Here is a 20,658-nt window from a genome sequence, read left to right on the forward strand (position 1 = left end):
TGTCGCAAGAAGACTCGTGTGACTGGTGTGAATAGGCACGCAGCGTGATCAGGTCAGTCGTGCTACCAGCCCGGGCCCGACTTCCTCCACGTTCAGGGCGAAGATGCGATGGTCCCGCCACTCTCCGTCGATGTGCAGGAAGCGCGGCCGTTCCCCTTCGTAGCGGAAGCCCAGTTTCTCGACCACGCGCAGACTTGCCTTGTTCTCGGGGCGGATCGCGACCTCGATGCGATGCAGGCCGAGGGTGAACCAGCAATGGTCCGCCGCCAGCGCCACTGCCGTCGGAACGATCCCGCGGCCGGCGTACTGCTCGTCGATCCAGTAGCCGAGGTTCGCCCAGCGGGCCGATCCGTAGGTGATGCCCGACACCGTCAACTGCCCGACCAGCGGCCGCTTCGCGCGACTACCCGCGCCGGCGGCACCGGCGTACGTGATGACGAAGGGGAGCATCCGGCCGTATCGGGCTTGGCGGTTCCAGTCGCGGGCCATGGCCCGGAAAGTGCGTGCTCCGTCGTCTGCACCGGGCGGTTGCGTCGCGTCCCAAGGACGCAGCCAACTGATGTTCCGTTGGCGTGCAGCGCTCCATTCGGCGCCGTCAGAGGCCTTCAGGGGCCTGAGTCCGACCTGCCCGTGGTGGAGTTCCACGGGCCAGTGCACGACCGCCATCAGTCCTGATCCGTCCGCGGGTGGTCCCCACCGCGCACCTGGTCGACAGCGTGCCGCAGGATCGGCTGCAGCACCGTGAGCCCGTCTTTGACACCACCACGTGAGCCGGGCAGGTTCACGATCACCGTCTTGCCGGCCACTCCGGCCAGTCCTCGCGACAGCGCGGCAGTAGGAATCCCCTGGGCTACGCCATAGGCACGGATGGCCTCAGCGATCCCGGGGATCTCCAGCTCGAGCACAGCCGCAGTACGCTCCGGCGTCTCGTCCGTAGGCGAGATACCCGTACCACCTGTCGTCAGTACTACGTCGTACGACGCCTCTACCGCCGCGACCAGGGCCTCCCCGACAGGAGCCCCGTCGGGCACGACCTTCGGCCCGTCGACCTCGAAACCCCACTCAGCCAGGCGTTCCGCGATCAGCGGACCAGTGGTGTCGGTGTAGACCCCGGCAGCGGCCCGGTTCGAGATGCTGACGACCAGAGCTCTCACGGTCTCTCCCAGTGCCCGGTCTTGCCGCCTTCTTTCAGCTCCACCCGTACGTCGGACAGCACTGCCGCCGGGTCGAGCGCCTTCACCATGTCGATGACGGCCAGTCCCGCGACGGCGACCGCGGTCAGCGCCTCCATCTCGACACCTGTGCGGTCGGTCGTCTTCACGGTGGCAACGATCAGTACTGCGTCGTCCGCCACCTCCAGGTCGACTTTGGCCCCGGTGATCGCGATCGGGTGGCACAGCGGCACCAGGTCAGGGGTCTTCTTCGCCCCCATGATCCCGGCGATTCGCGCCACCGCCAGCGCGTCACCCTTCGGTACGCCGTCGCCCCGCAGTGCCGCGACCACCTCGGCCGAGACATAAACCTTGCCAGAGGCAACCGCTCGGCGGGCCCCGGTCTCCTTCGCGGAGACGTCGACCATCCGGGCGGCGCCGGCGGCGTCCACGTGGGTCAGCCCCCCGGCCGATTCGGTCATCCGGTCTCCTCGTCCAGCAGCCAGAGTTCGGCACTGTCGCCGGCCCGGACGGTGGTGACGTCCTCGGGTACCACGATCAGCGCGTTCGAGCGGCTCAACCCGCCGAGCAGGTGCGAGCCGTGGCCGCCGACTGTACTGGCCATCCACCCCTCGTCGCCGGAGGTGGCCGCTGCGCGGACGAACTGGCGCCGCCCGGCCGGTGACGAGAATCCGTCGAGCACGATCCCCTGCACGGTCGGCCGGCGGTACGGCATCGCGCCCATCAGCTTGCGCAGCGCGGGCCGGACGAACACCTCGAACGACACGTACGCCGAGACCGGGTTGCCCGGCAGGGTGAAGATCGGCACCTCGTCGTCGCCCATCACGCCGAAGCCCTGCGGCTTGCCCGGCTGCATCGCGACCTCGGGGAAGTCGATCGTGCCGAGCTTGGTCAGGACCTCCTTGACCACGTCGTAGACGCCCTTGCTGACGCCACCGGAGGTGATCACCAGGTCGGCGCGGACCAACTGGTCCGACAGCGTGTCCATGATCTTCTTCGGGTCGTCGTCCACGATGCCGACCCGGTAGACGACGGCCCCGGCCTGTCGGGCCGCCGCCGCGAGCGTGTAGCTGTTGGAGTCGTAGATCTGCCCCTCGCCCAGCCGGGTGCCCGGCTCGCGGAGCTCGGCGCCGGTGGACACGATGACCACCCGCGGCCGGGGGCGGACGGTGACGCGCGCCCGGCCGACCGCCGCGAGTACGGCGATCTGCCGCGGCCCGAGCACGGTGTCGCGGTCCATCACCTTGTCACCCGCCTGGAGGTCCTCGCCGGCCCGGCGTACGGAGGCTCCTTGCTGCGGCTGCTGCGCGATCCGGACAGTGGCGGTTCCACCGTCGGTCCACTCGACCGGTACGACGCTGTCGGCGCCGCGGGGCATCGGTGCACCCGTCATGATGCGTACGCAGGTACCGGCGGTCACCACGATGGGCTCACTCCGCCCAGCGGCGATCTCGCCGACCACTGGCAGGGTGATCGGGTTCTCTTGGCTGGCGCCGGCCAGGTCCTGCGCCTGCACCGCGTAACCGTCCATGGCCGAGTTGTCGAAGCCCGGGAGGCTCACGGGCGACACGACGTCCTCGCAGATCACCAGCCCGAGCGCCTCCATCAGCGGCTGCTCGAATGGCGGCAGGGGCCTCACCCTGCCGAGTACTGCTTCCAGATGCTGGTCAACGCTCCGTCTCACGCAGGCGACTCTAGTCGCTCGGGGTAGGCGGCCAGACCGTGCGTAGGTTCGCCGCGGTCGCTCAGCGCAGCAGGAACTCCGTGACGGTCTGCCGCACGGTGCCCGCTCCACCGACCTGCAGGGAGTGCCCGCCGTCCGGTACTACGACCAGTTGTGACCCTGGGATGTCCCGGTGAGCTTCGCGCGCCCAGACGAGCGGAGTACCGAGGTCGCGCTCGCCGTGGAGCAGCAAGGCGTTGACACCCACCAGTGACAACCGGTGCACCTCCCGGTCCTTGACCTTGGGCCAGTACTCGCACATCACCATTAACCCGTTCCCTCGCGCCGTCGCGGCGTTGAAGGGCCATAGCTGGGCAGGAGTCAGTCTGTTGACTGCCTTGTCCGCCTTACGCGCCCGTGACTGCTCGGCCGACTGTGCTCCACCCCAGGGGAAGTCCACGTCGAGGCAGAGGGTCGACGCCTGAATCCCCTGGCTGTACTGCGAAGCCGGCGCCTGGCTGAACCTGTCGACCAGTGCAAGGAGGTCCCTCAGCCTGGTGTTGTCGCCGGCCGCCGCAGCGTGCAGTGCCTCCGGGGCGAAGAGGAAGCGAGCGGGATCGGCGTAGCTCATCATCGTGACCATCTCGAGCAGTCGCGGTCCGAGGGCCGGGTCACGCTGCAGCACGGAAGCCAGGTCGGCGGCCGGATCGCCTGGGCAGTTGCGGCCGGGAGTGGTGCAGACATCACGCAGTACGCGGGCGAACTCGCCAAAGGTCTCCGCCAACTCAGCGTGGAACGAATCAACCGGTACAACCGAGTCGAGCACGAGGTGGGTGACTCTGGACCGGTGAGCGGCGGCGTAGCGCTGGGCTGTGTAGGTGCCGTAGGAGACACCGTTGACAGCCCAGCGGTCCACCTTCAGGGCCCGCCGGAGGTCCTCGTAATCTGCTACGGAGTCTGTCGTCGCGTAGTGCTCTCGGTCGGCGCCTAGGGTCGCCGCACAAGCCAGTACTGCGGCGCGGCTCGGCACCCGGAGGTCCGCACCGCCGCGCTCGTTCTGTAGCTCTGGGCAGTTCAGTGCGTTCGCGCCGGTGCCTCGTTGGTCGAGCATGACGATGCGGTAGTCGTTCTTGATGCCTTCGAACGCCTGGAGCACGCGCGGCGCGAGACTCGGCCCGGGCTGGCCGGGGTCGCCGGTGAGCATCAGCATGGTGCGGTCAGCCTCTGGGTTGCCTGCCACCAGCACCGGCAGGTCGAGGGTCTTGCTCCGTGGATCACTCCGATCGAGCCGAACAGTCAGTTCGCCACATAGATAGGTAGCGAGCTCAGGCTGAACACACTGGCTGAGCCCAGTCCACCCCGTCCCCGTGCCGACAGTTGAGCTCGCCTGGGCGGAGCTTCCACCCAACAGCAGGGCGGCGGTCAGGGTGGCTGCCGTCAGGAGGACGGAGTGGCGGTGTCGGCGCATCGTGGGCTCCAAACCGGTCGGGCGCTGGTGGCTCACCTCACCCCGGTCGCGGCCTCGACCGCCATCCATTCGAGACCTTCGAACTCTCCCGAGGCGACCCCACCGCGGGCGATGATGAGCCGCGGGAGGACTGAGATGATCCGGCTCGGCCTGAACGACCACCAGTTGTCCACACTGCGCTTCACAGTGTCACCGCTGATGCACGTCATCCACGCGGTCCTGTGGATCCAGCAGCGTCCACACCAACCACCGGCGTGGCTACCGAGGCGCTGGTCGCAGGTGTCGCCCCGGAGTCGCGCTTTACTGCTCGACCTGATCGATCCCGCGACGCACTCTGTCCCGGACTTCCTTATCCCGCTCACCGACCAGTACCGGCCGAGCGCCGAGGCCGAACTGGCTGCGGTCGCCGCAACTCCCCTCGACGACCTGCGCGCGCACCTGCGCCTCACCTACCAACTGGGACCGGTCGACGAACGCTTCGCCGGCCACATGGGCGTGGTACCGGCTGTTGCGGCGAAGTGGCGCAAGGCGCCGAGCAAACTGGTCGCGGGGGCGTGGGGCGGGCAGAGCGGTCCGTTGCTGGCTGCCGCCGAGCAGGCTCTGCGCGAGGCCTGGCAGGTGCTGCTGGCGCCCACCTGGCCGGTGATCCGATCGGTGACCGAGACCGACGTGATGCATCGCCTGCAACTGGTGAAGTCCGCCGGCATGTCCTCAGCCGCCCTCGAACTCGTCGACGGCGAGGAGTGGGACGGCCGAGCGGCACAGCTCGATTCGCCGCTGGAGGTCGACCTGACGCGGCTGCGCCACCGCATTGTCCTGGCGCCTTCGGTACTGCTCGACGGCGGCCGTTCCCTGGTCGTCTCCGGCGACGAACTACTGGTCGGCTACCCCTGCCGCGCCCGCGCGCTCGTCATCGGACCCCACGCGACCGGCGTGGCATCCCAGGAGAGCGCCGCCGAAGGGCTGGGAACTCGCCATCGTCTGATCGCCGCCCTCGAGGTCCCCCAACCCGGCCACAGCCTGGCTGCTCGCCTCGGGTTGTCCAAGGCCACCGTCTCGTACCACCTCGGGCGACTACACAGCAGCGGTCTGGTCGAGCGCCGCCGCCTCGGCCGCGAGGTGTACTACGCCAGAACCCCCGCCGCGGACCGGCTCACGACACCGCCTCGGGATGCGCGCCCCACACCATCCTGATGTCCGGCACGCGCTCCTCGTTGGCAGCCCCGTCGGTACGGCGTACTTCAGTGAACCCGTGGCGCTTGTAGAAGGCCTGGGCTCGGGTGTTGATCTGGAAGGTCCACAGAGCGAGTCCACCCGGCCGCAGGTCCTTCGCCAGGTCCACCAGCGTCGAGCCGACCCCCTGGCCCGCCACCTCCGGGTCGACGTACAACTGGTCGAGGTCATCCCCGTCCAGCGTCAGTACTGCGACGATCCGCTCAGAGTCGAGCGCTACCCAGGTCTGCCCGTCCGGCAGCAGCACGTCGGCGAACCAGCCGCGTACCTGCTCCTCGCTGTGGATCGCCGGCGGCAACTGCGCGCCCGGAGCATGCCGGGACCGCCACCAGACCGCGGCTGCCTCGTCCGTGTCGGACGGCTCGAGCGGCCGGACCCAGACGTCATCCACGAAGCTCGGTCCCGTCCTCGATCTGCCTCCGCTCGCCGGCCGGCACGTCCAGCTCGACCTCGCCGATGATCACCACATCCTTGCCGAAGGCAACATCACCGCGGACCTCGAGCCGGTCGGCCAGCAGCAACGACGGCGCCCCGGCCGGGAACCGCGCCTCGAAGTCGGCCAGGATCTTGTAGTACTCCGGGTCGAGGTCGACGTACGGCTCGTCGCCCTCGTGCCGGGTGGTCAGGTCGCCGCTCTCGTCCAGGTCGTACACGTCGGAGCGCAGTACGAGCAGGTCGTTCGTCGTCTTCACCGGCTTGAACCGGCTCCGGTCCACGACCACCGCCTGGGACCCCTCGAAGGTCTCGATCGCGGTCCCCATCGCGGTCTCCAGCTGGATCACCTGGGGCGAGTCCGAGTCGGCCGGGTCGACGGTCTTGTGGTTCACGATGATCGGCAGGCCGAGCACGCCGTCGTGACCAGCCATCAGGTCGGCCAGCCGGTCGAGGTCGATCCAGAGGTTGTTCGTGTTGAAGGTCTTGTGCCGACTGACATCCTGGAAGTGCTTCGCGTCGTCGGCGTGCACCTGGGCACTGTCGCGCAGGATCAGCCGGCCGTCGGACTTGCGGACCGCCACGTGGCCGCCCTTGCGGTCCGACCTGGTCCGGCGGCAGACCTCCATCCCGAACGGCACGTCGTGCTCGGCCATCCAGGCGGCGATCCGGCCGTCCGGGGTGGCGCCGAGGTTGTCGGCGTTGGAGATGAACGCGTGCTTGAAGCCCCGCTCGCGCAGTACGTCGAGCGTGCCGGACGCGACCAGTGCCGTGTAGAGGTCGCCGTGGCCGGGCGGGCACCAGGCGAGCTCGGGGTCGTCGGGCCACTCCGCCGGGGTGAGGTCGTCGGCGAGCAGCTTGGGCTCCATGTTCTGCATGAAGTCGAGCGGGATCCCGTCCACCGGCAGGTCGGAGTACTCACGCAGTACTGCCAGGGACTCGTCCTTGGTGCGGAAGGAGTTCATCAGGACCAGGGGCAGCTCGACGTCGTACGCCCGGCGGGTGGCGAGGATCTGCCGGGCGATGATGTCGAGGAAGCTCAGGCCGTCCTTGACCGGCAGCGCCGACTTCGGCCCGGTGACGCCCATCGATGTCCCCAGGCCGCCGTTCAGCTTGATCACGACGGTCTCGGCGAGCGCCGCCCGTCGGGCGTCGGCGTCCGGGTCGAGATTGTCGAGGTGTGGCAGCTCGCCCACCGGGTCGATGTCGTCCTCGCGGATCGCGCCCTGCTGACCCGACTCGAGTAACCGGTAGTAGTGCGAGAAGACCTTGATCGCGACCTCGGCCGCGCCAGCCGCGCGCATCTTCTCCTGTGCCTGCTGAAGTCCTGCCTCACTCATGGACCAACCCTAGGGGACGCGATGTAACCGCGGGGTTAGATGGGTATGGCTGATCATTCCCCGCTCGCGCAGCACGCGGGGAATGATCAGCCATACCCCGATCACTCCTGGTCATAGGATCGCGCTGTGTTCTCCCCCAAGGCGGCTCTGCGCCACGAACTGTTGGCCGCCCGGCAGGCGGCCGCCGCGCCGACCGGTCCCGGGCTGCTGGCCACGGCCCGCGAGCAGGCGGAGGTAGTGGCTGCCGGGAGAATCGCGCTCTACGTCTCGATGGGCGTCGAACCCCAGACCGGCCCCCTGATCGACTGGCTGCTCGCCTCCGGCCGCGAGGTGCTCCTGCCGGTCCTGTACGCCGACAACGACCTGGGCTGGGGTATCGCGCCGGGCGCGGCTGACCTGGTTCCCGGGCGGCTCGGGCTGTCCGAGCCACCGGTCGACCTCGGGGCCGACGCGATCACCACGGCCGAACTGGTGATCTGCCCCGCGCTCGCGGTGGACCTCAACGGAGTACGGCTCGGGCGAGGCGGTGGTTCGTACGACCGTGCTCTCGCCCGCGTCTCCCCCGGTACGCCGGTCTGGGCGATCGTCCGGGACGCCGAGATCGTCGAGTCCCTGCCGGCGGATCCCCACGATCGGCCGGTGCACGCGGCTCTCACTCCCACCCGCCTGGTGCGACTGGCTCGCGGTAACTAACGGGCTGTCACCGAGCTGCGCCGGCAGGATGTCCCGATCCCGACCGTGGGTGGGGCCTACATTGTGGTCAGACTTCGAGGACGCGACGCTCGGGCCGGTCTAGTGGGATCTGGCATTGTTCCGCGCCGCGATCAACGAGGTGAGAGGAGAGGTCGGATGCTCAACCGCCTGAACGATGCAGTCCGCTCCCACGTCGACCGCGGCGAACTCGCCGGCGCCATCACGCTGGTAAGCCACGCCGGCAAACCCCACATCGAGACCTTCGGCAACCTCGCCTTCCCCGGCAACACCGGCAGCGGCAGCCACGGCGCCCTCTCCACCGCCGGCGACGAGGACAGCAGCGGCGCCCAGCGCCTGGGCGACGGCGGGGTGATGCGGCGGGACAGCTTGTTCCGGGTGGCGTCCTTCACGAAGCCGATCGTGGCTGCGGCGACGATGATGCTGGTCGACTCCGGGCGTCTGTTCCTCGACGATCCGATCGGCGAACTCCTCCCCGAACTCGCCGAACCACGAGTACTGCGGCAGCCAGATGGCCCCCTGGACGACACCGTTCCGGCGGCGCGCCCGATCACCGTGCACGATTTACTGACCTTCCGAATGGGATTGGGCGAGACCGACCACCCAGAGATCCGGCAGCGCGAGGAGGAATTGGAGCTGCGGACCTTCGGACCACCCAAGCCCCGCTCCCCCTTGGAACCCGACGGGTGGATCCAGCGACTCGGCACCCTGCCGCTGCAGTATCAGCCGGGCGAGCGCTGGCAGTACTCGACCGGCTCGCACCTGCTCGGAGTACTGATCGCGCGAGCGGCCGGGATGCCGCTGGAGGATTTCCTGCGTGAGCGGTTGTTCGAGCCGCTGGGAATGATCGATACCGGCTTCACCGCCACCGATCCGGATCGGCTGACGACCGCCTACCTCGACGACGAGGTGTTCGACACCGCGACCGAGAGCCAGTGGTCCGAGCCGCCGTCGTTCCCGGACGGATCCGGCGGACTGATCTCGACAGTCGACGACTTCCACGCCTTCACCCAGATGCTGCTTGCCGAGGCAACGGAATCCTCTCACCCGAAGCGGTGCGGCAGCTGACCACGGACCACCTGACCGCCGAGCAACGAGAGGCAGCCGCAGGATTCCTCGGTGGCGACGGGTGGGGTCTGGGCCTGTCCGTCGGCGGCGGACGCTACGGCTGGGCCGGCGGGCTCGGCACAATGTGGTCGACCGCGCCGGAGCAGCAGACCGTCGTGCTGCTGCTGACCCAGCGCGCACTCTGGACCTGGCCGCCCACCCTCTTCGAAGCCTTCGAAACCGCCTTCCAGCCTTCGTAGTTCTCAGGTTCCGCTAGTTCTCAGGTTCCGCTAGTTCTCATGTTCCGCTAGTTCTCAGGTTTGCTGAAGGTGAGCGTGTGCTCCCTGGCTGCCTCGACCGCGCCCTTGGTGAAGGCCCACGGCAGCGTCTCGCCGCGCACCCACAGGTCGGTCTGATCCGTGTAGTTCGACGTGAACGCGTGCCCGGAGACACCGGTCAGGTTGATCCAGCGCGACTTGTCGAAGTCGGACAGATCGACCACCATCCGCATCGACGGAGTCGCGGTCACCGTGTACCCCTTCGAGGCGTCCCAGGCCGTCGCGTCGACCGTGGACGAGCCGCCGCCGAGCTCGTACGGGCCGCGGTTGAACAGCTTGTCCACCACACCGATGCCGGACTGGCCCATCGTTTGGTTGGTCAGAGTCAGCTTGTGCAGCTTGCCCCATTCCCAGCTGGAGGGGTCCCGCGCCATTTTGGTGGTGATCTCCTTGCGACCTTCGACGAGGGCCTCGCGCAGGATGTCGTCGCGGCTTTCCTTCTGCTGGGTCTCCAGGTCGTCCCACCAACTGCTGTTCGGCTGCATGATCAGCGTCCGCATCACCTCGAACCACCGCGACCCGCCCTCCGGCCAGGTGCCCTTGGGCAACTGGTCCTGGAAGGTGAACGCGAGCAGGTTGCGCCAGACGATGTTGAAGTACGCCGCCGGCGCCGAGTCCGCGGGCTGGGTGAAGTCCCAGTTGCGCAAGGTGTCCTGGCCCTGGCGGTCGAACTCGTCGTCGATGGCGATCTGCAGCAGGTACGGGACGAGGATCTCGGCGATCCGGTTCTTCGTGTCCAACTGGATCGCGGCCATCGAGTTCACGTCCAGCTTGCCCGCCGCGCGGATCCGGTCGAGGATCTGCTGCGACCGGTAGCCGTAGTCCCAGTCGTTGGTCAACTGGTACTGGTAGGTCTTCGGCACGACCGCCTGGTTCGCGGTCACGATGATGCCGTCCTCGGGATCGGTCTCGGTCGGCATCGCCGCGAACGGGATGAACCCCTTCCACCGGTACTGCGGGTCCCAGCCCGGCACCGGCCAGTCGCCGTTGCCGACGTTGCGGATCGGCACCCGCCCGGGAGCCTGATAGCCGATGTGGCCGTCGCGGTCGGCGTAGACGAGGTTCTGCGAGGGAGCCTCGAACAGCGACGCCGCGTTGCGGAACGACTGCCAGTCCTGGGCCCGGTTCATCGCGAACAGGGCGTCCGCGGTCCGGCCGGGGGTCAGCGCCGTCCACTGGATGGCGATGCCGTACGCCTCGGGGTTCTTCAGCCGCTGCGCCGCGAGCTCGCCGGCCTCCCGCTGGTCGTCTCCGACGTCGGAGATGATCGGCCCATGCCGGGACTCCCGGACGGTGATCGTCACCTCCTCGTCCTGGCCGGCGACCTTGAACTTCTCCTCCCGGGTGATCAGCGGCTGGACCCGGTTGTTGTAGATGACGCCATCGCCGCTGAACTTCTCCAGGTACAGGTCGGTCACGTCCGGGTCGAGGTTGGTGAAGCCCCAGGAGATCGCGTTGTTGTGGCCGATGACCACGCCCGGCAGGCCCGAGAAGCTGAACCCGGACACGTCGTACGGGCAACTGACCTTCACCGTGTTGCAGTGCAGGCCGACCTGGGTCCAGATGCCCGGCATGGTCGAGCCCAGGTGCGGGTCGTTGGCGAGCAGCGGCTTGCCGGTGGTGGTGTGCTGGCCGGACACGACCCACGCGTTCGAGCCGATGCCGTCGCCACTGCCGAGCAGCGTGGGCAGTCCCTTCGCCACCTTGTCGACGGTGTCGAGCGACTTGAGCAGTTCCTCCGACAGCATGCCGCGGCGTGCTTCGGTTTCCGCCGGGGCGGCGGTGAACTTCCCGTCGGAGCCGACGGCACCGGTCGACATGATCGGCTCGTTCCGGTCGTACGGGTACTGCGGGTAGAGGCTGGCGACGTTGCGTGCCGGGAACTTCGAGGCCAACTTCGTCCGGGTGATCTCGTCGTCCATGCCGCCCCGGCCGAGATCCCAGGCCATCGCCTTCAGCCAGGCGAGCGAATCAGCCGCGGTCCACGGCTCCGGGTGGTAGTCGGTGCCCTTCAGCGACAGTACGGCGTACTCGAGGCTGAGGCCGGATCCGGAGTGGTTGCTCAGGTACGCGTTGACGCCGCGCGCGTAGTCGTCCAGGTACTGCCGGGTGGCCGGGGTGAGCAGGCCCAGTTCCTTCTCCGCGACCCGGCGCCAACCGAGGGTCCGGACGAACTTGTCCGTCTCCAGCGCCTTCTTGCCGAACAGCTCGGCCAGCCGGCCGGAGGTGACGTGCCGGCGGAAGTCCATCTCGAAGAAGCGGTCCTGGGCGTGCACGTAGCCCTGCGCGGCGAACAGGTCGCTGGGCCGGTCGGCGTAGATCTGCGGGATCCCGTTGGCGTCGCGGACCACCTCGACGTCCGCGTCGAGCCCCGACAACTCCACCGTCCCGTCATACGTCGGGAACGAGTGACGCACGACGAAAACTCCGGTCCCGGCCACCACCAGAAGCAAGGTGGCGAGCACGATTCCGGACACGATGATGACTCGCAGCAGCCGACGCACGGACCAAACTTAGAGAATGCGGACGCGCACCCCAAATGCCGCATCCACAACCCTCACGGATTCTGTACCTTCCGCGTTCACTGGACATGATCACTGAGCTCGAGTTCGTCCCCGTCCCGCCGGCCGACCTGGACCGGATCCGCTGCAATGGCCACGACGACTTCGGCCACCGCGTGATCCCCCGTACTTCGGGCGCCGGGGCGCCGCTGCGCTGCTGCCTGAGGCTGTCCCGCGAGGGCGAGCGGATCGCGCTGATCTCCCACCGGCCGTCATCCCTGGGCGGTCCGTACGCCGAGGTCGGGCCGGTGTTCGTCCATGCCGGCCGGTGTCCGGGGTTCGCCGGTTCCTCCTTCCCGGCCGACTTCCTCGATCGCCAGGCAGTACTGCGGCCGTACGACGCAGCCGGGCAGATGCTGGACGGTGTGCTGGCCGAGCCCGGTGAGAGCGAAGGAGAGCTGAAGCGCCTCTTCGACGACCCCGCGGTGGCGCTGGTGCAGGTGCGGAACGTGATCGCGGGGTGCTGGAACTTCTCCGTGCGGCGCAGAGCGGCCTAGACCGGACGATCGTGGGCCCGAAGTTGGAATACTTCGGGCCTGTGGCGCATTATTAGCAGTCGAGTAGTAGGAGTGCTAGCGGCTTGAAGGGGAATCACGTGCCGACGTACCAGTACCAGTGCACCGAGTGTGGTAACTCGCTCGAGGTCCGCCAGAGCTTCACCGACGACGCCTTGACGGTCTGCCCCGAGTGCGAGGGCACGCTCCGCAAGGTCTTCAACGCGGTCGGCGTCGTCTTCAAGGGCTCCGGCTTCTACCGCACCGACAGCCGCTCGTCCGGCACCAGCACGGTCAGCGCCAAGAGCGAGTCGGCGTCGGCGTCGTCCTCTTCGTCGGACTCCTCGTCGTCGAAGTCGGGATCGTCGTCCTCCGGATCGTCGTCGTCCGGGTCTTCCTCGTCGGGGTCCTCGTCCTCCGGCGGCTCGTCGTCCGGTTCCTCCTCGTCGGGGTCGTCCTCGTCCAGCAGCAACACCAGCGCGGCCTGAACTTTCTCTGATTTTCCCTGTGGACAACGGGAAAACGGCGGTCGAAGGCTCGTACTTTCCCTGGCATGAGCCGAACTGATTCTTTCCTCCGTGACCTGGCCAAGGCCGCCCGTTGGCACCGCCGACTGCTGGCGGGGCTGTCCGCAGCCGCTGCCGTCTACTGCGCGCTGGCCGCACTTTCCCCTCCCCCGGCACCCACAGTCGCTGTTCTCGCCGCCGCCCGGGATCTCCCAGGCGGCTCGGCCCCTGCCGACGCCGACCTCCGAACTTTGCAACTCCCTGCGCCAGTCGTGCCCACCGGCGTCTTACGCCCGGGCACCGACGTCACCAAGCGCGTCCTGGCCGGCCCTGTGCGCTCCGGCGAGCCCCTCACCGACGCCCGCTTCCTCACCCCCACCGCACTCCCCACCGGTCAACTCGCCTATCCCGTACGCCTGGACGACCCCGATCTCGCCACTCTTCTCCAAGTCGGCGACCGGATAGACCTCTACGCCGCCACCAGCACCACATCCGCTTCCGCGATCCCACTCGCCCGCGCCGCGCCAGTCCTCGCGCTGCCCACGCCGCGTGCTTCCAGTTCCACGGGCGCTCTGATCGTCATCGCCGCCGATCGCGAAACCATCACCCGCATCGCCCAGGCCACCGCGAACTCCCGTCTGACCATCGCCGTGACCCACGACACCAGCTGATCACGTATCGGACACGTCCGATGGCGATCGGTGATGGGTCGGCGCGGTTGCTCGCGATCCGACGGCCCAGGTCCTACGTTTGCGGGTACACCAGCCGAGGGTCCGCCGGGCCCCGCATCGTGGAGGCAGCGGAATGCTCAAGGGCTTCAAAGAGTTCATCATGCGTGGCAACGTCGTCGACCTCGCGGTCGCCGTCGTCATCGGCGCCGCCTTCGGCAGGATCGTCTCGGCGATCGTCGACGGCCTGATCAATCCCCTGGTGGCAGCGATCTTCGGCGAGCCAGACCTCACCGGAGTGGGGAACTTCGAACTCAACAATGCCAAGTTCAGCATCGGGCTGATCCTGCAGGAGACCCTCAACTTCCTGTTCGTCGCGGCCGCGATCTACTTCCTCATCGTGATGCCGCTCAACAAGCTGGCCGAGCGCCGCCAGCGCGGCGTGGAGCCGGAGCCCACGCCGCTGACCACCGAGCAGGAACTGCTGACCGAGATCCGCGACGCCCTGCGCGCACGTCCCTGATCTCACTCACGACTCAACCCGACCGGTTCGATTTCAGCGGAAAGGCCACGCCAGCCGAGCGGCCGCAGTACAGGCGGTGGATTCCTCGACGATGGCCCGTCAGCCCACCAGGGCGAGGTTCACTGGTGGTGCGGCGGGACCTCGCGGAGGATTCGTTCGTCGTCGTCGCCGTCGGAGCCGTTCTCGCCCCAGCTGCGGGGATCGTCGTCGCGGGTCTGTTCGGGCAGCACCGGCTCGTCGTCTTCGTACGGGCTCGTCATGCTGCCAAGGTTACGCGAGGCCGCTGATCAGTCCTGGCCCGGAATCCGAGGCAGGTTCTGCTGCTTGCCTTCCAACTGTCCCTGCGCTTGACCGTTCGGCAACTGCTGAGGCGCCAAAGCAGGCTCCACCAGTGGCGCGATGCCCGGCTCGCTCTGCCAACGATCGCCATGGAGACACCAAGCGGTCAGCACCGAGAGAGTCGGCACCGCAAGACCCGCAAGCCGCAGCGGTTCGGCACTCTGGAAGCCGAACGTGATCGTCCAGTTGACCGGTTCGGGATAGAACTCCTGCACAGAGTTGAAGTAGAAGCTCAGCCACCCGCGACCCGGCAGGTGGCACATCAACCGGTAGTTCGTCGCGATCAGCGGCACCTCCTGCAGATCGCGCCAGAGCAACTGGATGTCACGACGGGCCGCCGCCTTCCGGCTCGCGTTGACCGCCGCGTTCGCCGCCATCATCCCCAGGACGAGCGTCGGCTTACCGATGAACAAGCCGCTGGTGTGGGTGTAGCGACCACTCCCGCCGTACAGCCGGGAGTAGTGCGCCGAGGTCTGCAGGTACGCCGTTTCCCCTTGTTCCAGGACGACTCCGTACAAGGTGAGTGGTTGCGGAGAGTTGCCGCCGAGCAGCCAGCGGGCCCAGTCCTGCCCGAGCTGCCACTCTTCACGTTCCCGGCGGGCCGTTTCGGCCGCGTCCTTCTTCTTGCCCACGTCCGTCCTCTCTCCGATCGCCTCAGATCATCCCATTTCCGCGGTCCGAACAGCCCGCCCGCGTTACAGCTCTGCCACTTTTGGCACTCGATCCGGCTCGTGACCAGATAGACGCCGCGCCGTGACAGTTCTGCCACGACCAGTGAGATCTCTCTCGACCATGATGGGTCTCTGCCCAACCCGGAAGGACCGAGTCGTGAGTGCATCAAGGACACGGGGCCTCATCGGAGCGACGACCGTCGTAGTGGTTCTCGGACTCACCGCCGCCTGCGGTAACGAGGACTCCAGCGGCGTCGGCGCCCAGCCCACAGGTACGCCGACCACCCCCGGCGCCCCACCTACCCTGCCCACCGCAAACCCCAGCGGTACGCCCAGCATGGACTGCCCCGAGACCATCGCCGCGGTGCGCGCGTCGGTGGACAAAGCCGTCTGGGGCAAGGGAGCAGCGAAATCCCTGTTCCAGCCCGTCGGCGTCACGATCTGCCAGTACGACGCCCAGGCGACCGGCCAGGCGTACGCCACCGTCATCACCAAGCGCACCGCCAAGCAGTCCACCGAGCTCTTCGCCCTGGTGAACAGCGCGAAGCCGGCGGCCGCCAAGCCGCAGTTCTGTACTGACGAGCTCGGCCCGACGTACGTCCTGCGGTTCACCGACAACGAACGCGGCGTGCTCTCGTACACGGTCGAATCATTCGGCTGCCGCCGACTCGTGGCGACCTCCTTCGAGGGACAAGGCAAGCCCGGCGACCTCGCTTCGCCACGACATGCCACTCCCGAGCTCCTGAAATCGCTCGGCCTGCGCTGACCCTGCCCCGGACGCGCCCCCCGAAGCCGTCCGGGCCGGGGTCATTCCGCCTGCCTTGCGGGTCACCTCCGGAATCGACCCGCAAGGTGGGTGGCAGGCCTTGCCAGTACTGCGTTCTGGCCGCACCCTGACGGCACGTCGCCGTACCGGGAGGGCTGCATGCGGCTTGCTCGACTAGTAGTTGCGCTGCTGCTCGTCTGGGTGTCGGCTGCTTGCTCAGGCCCGGCCGAGAGTTCTCAAGCCGCGTGCACGAGTGCGCCCGGTTTCACCTGTACGACGCTCCGCGTGCCCCTCGACCATCGCCAGCCAACAGGGGCGACGCTCGAACTCGCGGTGGCTGCGGCAGATAACGTCGACGCACCTCGCGGCGTGCTCCTGATGCTCACGGGCGGCCCGGGCCAACCAGGTGTGCCCTTGCTCTCGCGGATCCGGAACTACCTGGATCCGGCGGTGCTGCGGGAGTACCGGCTTGTCATGTTCGACCAGCGCGGTACGGGGTCAGCCGGCATCAACTGTGTGGAGCTACAGACGGCTGTCGGTGGTTCCGACTTCCTGAGCCCACCGGCGGCCGCAGTACAGGCTTGTGCTCGGAAGTTGGGCTCTGCTCGGGACTTCTACGGAACACCTGACACTGTTGAGGACATAGAGCTCTTGCGTCGCTCCTTGAAGCAGGAGCGCCTCACGCTGAACGGAACGTCGTACGGGAGCTTCACGGCAGCGCAGTACGGGTTGAAGTATCCGGACCGTGTGCGCTCGCTAGTACTCGACTCTGTGGTGCCGCATGGCGGTATAGATCCGTTCGGCGTCGACCTCATGGCCGCAACCGGCAAGATCCTGGCTGCAAGCTGCCGCCAAGACCCAGCCTGTACTACGGACCCGGTGGCTGACCTGGCCTGGCTGGTGCGGCATGGCGAGTTCGACCCGACCAACCTGCTCGAGACGCTCTCGATCCTGAGCCTCAACTCGGTGAATCCGTCCTTCGAGGGCATCCCCAAGGTGCTCGCGGACGCGAGGAACGGCAATACGGCCGCGCTGAAGGAACTCTTCCAACAGGCGACCAGCCGCGACCTCGCCTTCGACGAACTGTCGGCAGGCCTCCACCTGGCGACGCTCTGCTCGGATCTCCGCTTCCCGTGGGGCACCTCCGCGACTCCGGTCGATGCTCGCGCTGCGGCTCTGGACAAGGCAGTACGGCGACTTGAGCCGGCTCAGCTCCATCCATACGACGTCCGGACGGCTCGGAGCCAGTTGATGATCGCCGGGTGTCTGCAGTGGCCGGTGACGCGGGCTTCCACGTACCCGGCGGGCAAGGAACTGCTGCCGCGCACGCTCATCTTGCACGGGAGCAATGACCTGTTCTGTCCGCCGGAGTGGGCTACTTGGGCGCGGGACCACGCCCGCGCGGCGCGGCTGGTCGTAGTACCGGGGAGCGGGCACGGTATTCAGAGCAGCCGGTCGGACTCCACCGGGCGGTACGAGGTCCGAACGTTCTTGCTGGAGTGACGCAGTTCGCTGAGACAAGACTGTGTGTGAATCTCTGCAGCACCCTGGGTGGCCCACTGCGTCTAATAGGTGTGAGGTGTTGTACGCCCAGCTTGGGAGTGGCGAGTGGAGTTCGAGGAGTACGCGTCCGCGCGCGGGCAGGAACTGGTGCGTCTCGGGTTCACCATCTCCGGCGACTACCAGCGGGCGGAGGATCTGGCCCAGATCGCGCTGATGCAGGCGTTCCGGTCCTGGCGGAAGGTGCAGCGGGCTGACGACCCGCATCACTACGTTCGCCGGATCCTGATCAATTCCTACCTGTCGATGACGCGCCGGAAGTCTTTCACCGAGGCCCCGGCGGCCGACCTCGACACCGAGAGCACGGTGCCGGATCCCGCCGCGGACATCGTGAACTCCGACGACCTCTGGCGAGCCCTCGCCACGTTGTCGGCCCGCGAGAGGGTCGTCCTGGTACTGCGCTACTACCAGGACCTGGACGACCGGACGATCGCCGACCTGCTCGGCATCAAACCGTCCTCCGTGCGGGCGACGGCCAGCAGAGCCCTCGCCGCGCTCCGGAAGACGAGGCAGTCCCACCGTGTTGATGAGAGGTTGTCGTGAGCAAGACAGAGCTTGAGGAAGACCTGCGCGCCACCTTCGAGCGCGCCGCTGCTTCCGTCCCCCTGGCCCCCGACCTAGCCGACCGGGCGACCAGCGGCGCCCGGAAAGCCCAGCGCCGTACGTGGATCGTCTCGGGAGCCGCCGCCGCTGCGGTCGCCGCGATCGCCACCGTCGGCTTCAGCCTGAACGGGCCCGCACCATCCTCGCCGACGCCGGCTGCCGGCAACCCGACCACATCCGCGACCGTGTCACCATCTGCACCTGTCCTCTCGGCACAGACCGTCGCGGGCACCTGGCGCCCGGTCCAGATGAGGGGCTTCGCCACCCTCAAGGCGGCTCGCCCGGTTGAACCGAACATCACGTTCAGGGCTGACGGCACCTGGCGCGGATCCGATGGTTGCAACGGGATCGGCGGCGCCTTCACCGTCGGGCAGCGCGGGGAGTTCAGCGCTACCTCCGGCCCTCAGCACATGGTCGGCTGCGACAACGTCCCACACACTGAGATCCTGCAGACGGCCAAGCGGATCACCATCGATCAGACGGCGCTGCGGTTCTTCGGCCCCGACGGGCGTGAAGTTGCGAGATACGCTCGCACACGGTAGTCAAATTTGCTTGCGTACGGTGATCGGCTATTGACTATGAGCAGTCCCTGACCGGACGATTCACGGAGGCCGTCCACCGATTGGGGAGCTTAGTGCGACTCTCAGCTACCGTTCCGCTGCTCGCCCTTTGCTCAGTGTCACTGGCCGCGGTGTCGCTCTCGGCGCTGCCGTCGACCGCAGTACCGGGCTCCGTCGCTGCGCCCGCTGCGTCCACTGCGCCCGCCGTCTGCAACCACGCGGATCCGAGGGCCACCTCGACCAACTCCACGCGTCTGTCTCAGCCGACTAGCGCAAAAGATCCACGCCCGCTCGGCCAAGCACTCGGCGAGGGAATCACCGCCGCCGTGAACTCGATCGAGCCACTCGACGCCACCGGTAGGCCCACTTCCGGGCTGCCGTTCGGGCTGAGCCAGGGCGTCGTCGGCGTACTCGGGTCACCCACGACGGGGTACAAGGTCGTCGTCGACGACTCGGTGGTGGACGAGAAGAGGTACCAGGCCGCGGTCGCGAAGAACGTGCCGGCCGCGGGGATGAAGATGCTCGCCGTCGAGCGCAGTTGCCGCTCCGCGCGCTCCATCGCCGCCGCCTGGAACGAGATCGGCGCCCGGTCCTGGACCGACGCAGCCAAGACCACTTACACGGCCGACCTGGACCCGGCCTCGGAGGACATCGTCGTCGAGTACGACAAGGCCACCACCTCGGCCGCCTCGCTCGCCGCCCTCCAGTCCATGGAGGGCGTCCGCGCCGTGGCAGGTGGCGCCGCGAGGTTGAGCCGCATGAGCGACACCGCGACCGGCGGCCACTGGGGTGGTGCCCGCATCACCTCCGCCACCAAGAACTGCACAGCAGGCTTCTCCGTCATCCGGTTGTCGGACGGCCGCCGCGGCTCCGTCACCGCCGGCCACTGCGGCGGCGTCGGTACGATCTGGCGCTCCGGCACCAACTACTACGGCGCCGTCACCGGCCGGACGAACTACCCGGAGTACGACCAGGCCATGATCACCGGCAGCTCCTACGGCGGGAAGATCTGGACCGACGGCGCCGGCGACTCGGTCGACACCCGCACCGTCAAGGGCGGCGGCGACCCCGCCATCGGCGCCTCCGTCTGCCAGTCCGGCTCCTTCAGCCTCTCCCTGTGCGGCCTCACCGTCCAATCCCTCAGCGCCAAGTACTGCGACACCGACGGCTGCACCACCTACGTAATCCGCGCCACCCGAGGCGGCGCCATAGCCATCATCGGCGGCGACTCCGGCGGCCCCCTCTACTCCCGCCCCACCTCCACCACCGCCACCATCCGAGGCATGACCTTCGCCGGCTCGGGCTGCTCCGCCTCCCGCTGCACCACCCTCTACGCCGAACGCTACAAATCCATAGCCGGCCACCTAGGCGTAGGCGCCATCACCGGCTGATCCAAACCCCCAGGGCCGACTCTGCCTGAGCACTTCCACCCACCCACCCCCAGCGTCCTCGCTACCCGGTAGGCGCCGGGCCCTCCATCCCCCAGGGCTGGTTCCATCCCCGCACATCCACCCGCCCGCCCCCAGCGTGCTCGAACACCGGTAGGAGCCGCGCCACCCAACCCCGAGGCTGGTTCCGTCCACCGCACGTTGCCCGGCCGCCTTCAGCGTGCTCGCCACGCCAGCAGGCACCGCGCGACTCCGCCCCAGGGCTGGTCCATCCTCCGCACCTACCTCGCCCACCTTTAGCGTGCTCGCAACCATCAGCCGAGCTCGTCGCCACCCCGCCCTTGCCGCGGCGTCACATCACCCCAACCTCGTGCTGCCGTCTAACAGGCGAGCCACTCCCCCACCCTCCCATCGGCCGCGTCGCCCACCGCGAGAGCCGACCCGCTCCCCCCATGCCCTAACTCTGTGACGCCCCTCGACCGCCTTCCGCTAGGCTGTCCCTCGGCCCACAAGCCGGGCCACATCGTGCGCCCCCGTAGCTCAGGGGATAGAGCGTCGGTTTCCTAAACCGTGCGTCGCAGGTTCGAATCCTGCCGGGGGCACCAGCCCGATACC

General features: G+C 68.0%; 23 protein-coding genes and 1 tRNA gene. 14 read left to right on the forward strand and 10 right to left on the reverse strand.

All coding sequences use genetic code 11. The features are described 5' to 3' along the window. Positions 1-48 precede the first annotated feature (48 nt). From ABD255_RS42060 to ABD255_RS42080, 5 genes are all read right to left on the reverse strand, one after another. Positions 49-666, reverse strand: coding sequence for a GNAT family N-acetyltransferase (locus tag ABD255_RS42060; protein ID WP_344222461.1), 618 nt, complete (start codon positions 664-666; stop codon positions 49-51). Further along, positions 666-1,154: a MogA/MoaB family molybdenum cofactor biosynthesis protein gene (locus ABD255_RS42065; RefSeq protein WP_344222462.1), complete on the reverse strand. Its 489-nt coding sequence runs from the start codon at positions 1,152-1,154 to the stop codon at positions 666-668. The genes ABD255_RS42060 and ABD255_RS42065 overlap by 1 nt, the downstream gene beginning before the upstream one ends. Further along, complete coding sequence (gene moaC, locus ABD255_RS42070) at positions 1,151-1,633, reverse strand: cyclic pyranopterin monophosphate synthase MoaC (protein WP_344222463.1); 483 nt, start codon at positions 1,631-1,633, stop codon at positions 1,151-1,153. The genes ABD255_RS42065 and moaC overlap by 4 nt, the downstream gene beginning before the upstream one ends. Continuing rightward, complete coding sequence (gene glp / locus ABD255_RS42075; protein ID WP_344222464.1) at positions 1,630-2,856, reverse strand: molybdotransferase-like divisome protein Glp; 1,227 nt, start codon at positions 2,854-2,856, stop codon at positions 1,630-1,632. Before glp ends, moaC begins: the two co-directional genes overlap by 4 nt. A 61-nt stretch (positions 2,857-2,917) precedes the next feature. After that, positions 2,918-4,303, reverse strand: a complete 1,386-nt coding sequence (locus tag ABD255_RS42080; RefSeq protein WP_344222465.1) for an alpha/beta hydrolase — start codon at positions 4,301-4,303, stop codon at positions 2,918-2,920. Between the two features lie 135 nt (positions 4,304-4,438). On the opposite strand from ABD255_RS42080, the gene ABD255_RS42085 reads away from it, so the two are divergent. Next, positions 4,439-5,497 (forward strand): ArsR/SmtB family transcription factor, encoded by a 1,059-nt coding sequence (locus ABD255_RS42085; protein ID WP_344222467.1) that lies wholly within the window; start codon positions 4,439-4,441, stop codon positions 5,495-5,497. Here the strand turns inward: ABD255_RS42085 and ABD255_RS42090 are convergent. Next, entirely contained in the window at positions 5,457-5,927 is a 471-nt protein-coding gene (locus tag ABD255_RS42090; RefSeq protein WP_344222468.1) for a GNAT family N-acetyltransferase, read from the reverse strand. The two genes, ABD255_RS42085 and ABD255_RS42090, sit on opposite strands and share 41 nt — an antisense overlap. Continuing rightward, the gene (locus tag ABD255_RS42095; protein ID WP_344222469.1) at positions 5,920-7,308 is read right to left on the reverse strand and encodes a UTP--glucose-1-phosphate uridylyltransferase; all 1,389 of its coding nucleotides are present in this window, start codon (positions 7,306-7,308) and stop codon (positions 5,920-5,922) included. Before ABD255_RS42095 ends, ABD255_RS42090 begins: the two co-directional genes overlap by 8 nt. A 126-nt stretch (positions 7,309-7,434) precedes the next feature. Here ABD255_RS42095 and ABD255_RS42100 point away from each other — a divergent pair, with 126 nt between their 5' ends. The 3 genes from ABD255_RS42100 (at position 7,435) to ABD255_RS42110 (ending at position 9,326) form a co-directional block, all read left to right on the forward strand. Beyond that, positions 7,435-8,001, forward strand: a complete 567-nt coding sequence (locus ABD255_RS42100) for a 5-formyltetrahydrofolate cyclo-ligase (RefSeq protein WP_344222470.1) — start codon at positions 7,435-7,437, stop codon at positions 7,999-8,001. A gap of 156 nt (positions 8,002-8,157) precedes the next feature. Continuing rightward, entirely contained in the window at positions 8,158-9,087 is a 930-nt protein-coding gene (locus ABD255_RS42105) for a serine hydrolase domain-containing protein (RefSeq protein ID WP_344222471.1), read from the forward strand. Further along, a complete protein-coding gene (locus ABD255_RS42110) occupies positions 9,075-9,326 on the forward strand; it encodes a hypothetical protein (RefSeq protein WP_344222472.1) in 252 nt (83 codons plus the stop codon). Before ABD255_RS42105 ends, ABD255_RS42110 begins: the two co-directional genes overlap by 13 nt. Positions 9,327-9,373: 47 nt before the next feature. Here the strand turns inward: ABD255_RS42110 and ABD255_RS42115 are convergent, their stop codons facing one another. Next, the gene (locus ABD255_RS42115; RefSeq protein WP_344222473.1) at positions 9,374-11,908 is read right to left on the reverse strand and encodes a penicillin acylase family protein; all 2,535 of its coding nucleotides are present in this window, start codon (positions 11,906-11,908) and stop codon (positions 9,374-9,376) included. Between the two features lie 86 nt (positions 11,909-11,994). Here ABD255_RS42115 and ABD255_RS42120 point away from each other — a divergent pair, with 86 nt between their 5' ends. The 4 genes from ABD255_RS42120 to mscL all read left to right on the forward strand — a co-directional run bounded on the left by ABD255_RS42120 (position 11,995) and on the right by mscL (position 14,156). Continuing rightward, positions 11,995-12,462 carry a DUF1203 domain-containing protein gene (locus ABD255_RS42120; RefSeq protein WP_344222474.1) on the forward strand — a complete coding sequence of 156 codons (468 nt, stop codon included), beginning with the start codon at positions 11,995-11,997 and terminating at the stop codon, positions 12,460-12,462. Between the two features lie 98 nt (positions 12,463-12,560). Beyond that, entirely contained in the window at positions 12,561-12,947 is a 387-nt protein-coding gene (locus tag ABD255_RS42125; protein WP_344222475.1) for an FmdB family zinc ribbon protein, read from the forward strand. Between the two features lie 65 nt (positions 12,948-13,012). Beyond that, positions 13,013-13,636: a CpaB family protein gene (locus ABD255_RS42130; RefSeq protein ID WP_344222476.1), complete on the forward strand. Its 624-nt coding sequence runs from the start codon at positions 13,013-13,015 to the stop codon at positions 13,634-13,636. A gap of 133 nt (positions 13,637-13,769) precedes the next feature. Then, positions 13,770-14,156 (forward strand): large conductance mechanosensitive channel protein MscL, encoded by a 387-nt coding sequence (gene mscL / locus ABD255_RS42135; protein ID WP_344222478.1) that lies wholly within the window; start codon positions 13,770-13,772, stop codon positions 14,154-14,156. Between the two features lie 119 nt (positions 14,157-14,275). On the opposite strand, the gene ABD255_RS42140 is transcribed toward mscL, so the two are convergent. Next, positions 14,276-14,416, reverse strand: a complete 141-nt coding sequence (locus ABD255_RS42140) for a hypothetical protein (protein WP_344222479.1) — start codon at positions 14,414-14,416, stop codon at positions 14,276-14,278. 27 nt (positions 14,417-14,443) lie between these two features. Beyond that, positions 14,444-15,127 (reverse strand): hypothetical protein, encoded by a 684-nt coding sequence (locus ABD255_RS42145; RefSeq protein WP_344222480.1) that lies wholly within the window; start codon positions 15,125-15,127, stop codon positions 14,444-14,446. Between the two features lie 196 nt (positions 15,128-15,323). Between ABD255_RS42145 and ABD255_RS42150 the strand changes: the two genes are divergently transcribed. The 6 genes from ABD255_RS42150 (at position 15,324) to ABD255_RS42175 (ending at position 20,648) form a co-directional block, all read left to right on the forward strand. Then, positions 15,324-15,932, forward strand: coding sequence for a hypothetical protein (locus ABD255_RS42150; RefSeq protein ID WP_344222481.1), 609 nt, complete (start codon positions 15,324-15,326; stop codon positions 15,930-15,932). Between the two features lie 285 nt (positions 15,933-16,217). Next, positions 16,218-17,435, forward strand: a complete 1,218-nt coding sequence (locus tag ABD255_RS42155; protein ID WP_344222482.1) for an alpha/beta fold hydrolase — start codon at positions 16,218-16,220, stop codon at positions 17,433-17,435. A gap of 105 nt (positions 17,436-17,540) precedes the next feature. Continuing rightward, positions 17,541-18,035, forward strand: a complete 495-nt coding sequence (locus ABD255_RS42160) for a SigE family RNA polymerase sigma factor (RefSeq protein WP_344222483.1) — start codon at positions 17,541-17,543, stop codon at positions 18,033-18,035. Further along, positions 18,032-18,637, forward strand: coding sequence for an META domain-containing protein (locus ABD255_RS42165; RefSeq protein ID WP_344222485.1), 606 nt, complete (start codon positions 18,032-18,034; stop codon positions 18,635-18,637). The genes ABD255_RS42160 and ABD255_RS42165 overlap by 4 nt, the downstream gene beginning before the upstream one ends. A gap of 134 nt (positions 18,638-18,771) precedes the next feature. After that, complete coding sequence (locus tag ABD255_RS42170) at positions 18,772-20,046, forward strand: chymotrypsin family serine protease (protein ID WP_344222486.1); 1,275 nt, start codon at positions 18,772-18,774, stop codon at positions 20,044-20,046. Between the two features lie 526 nt (positions 20,047-20,572). Then, positions 20,573-20,648: transfer RNA gene (locus ABD255_RS42175), tRNA-Arg, on the forward strand. Positions 20,649-20,658: the final 10 nt, after the last annotated feature.

The organism is Kribbella sancticallisti, from assembly GCF_039530625.1.
In the GTDB taxonomy this organism is placed as follows: Bacteria; Actinomycetota; Actinomycetes; order Propionibacteriales; family Kribbellaceae; genus Kribbella; species Kribbella sancticallisti.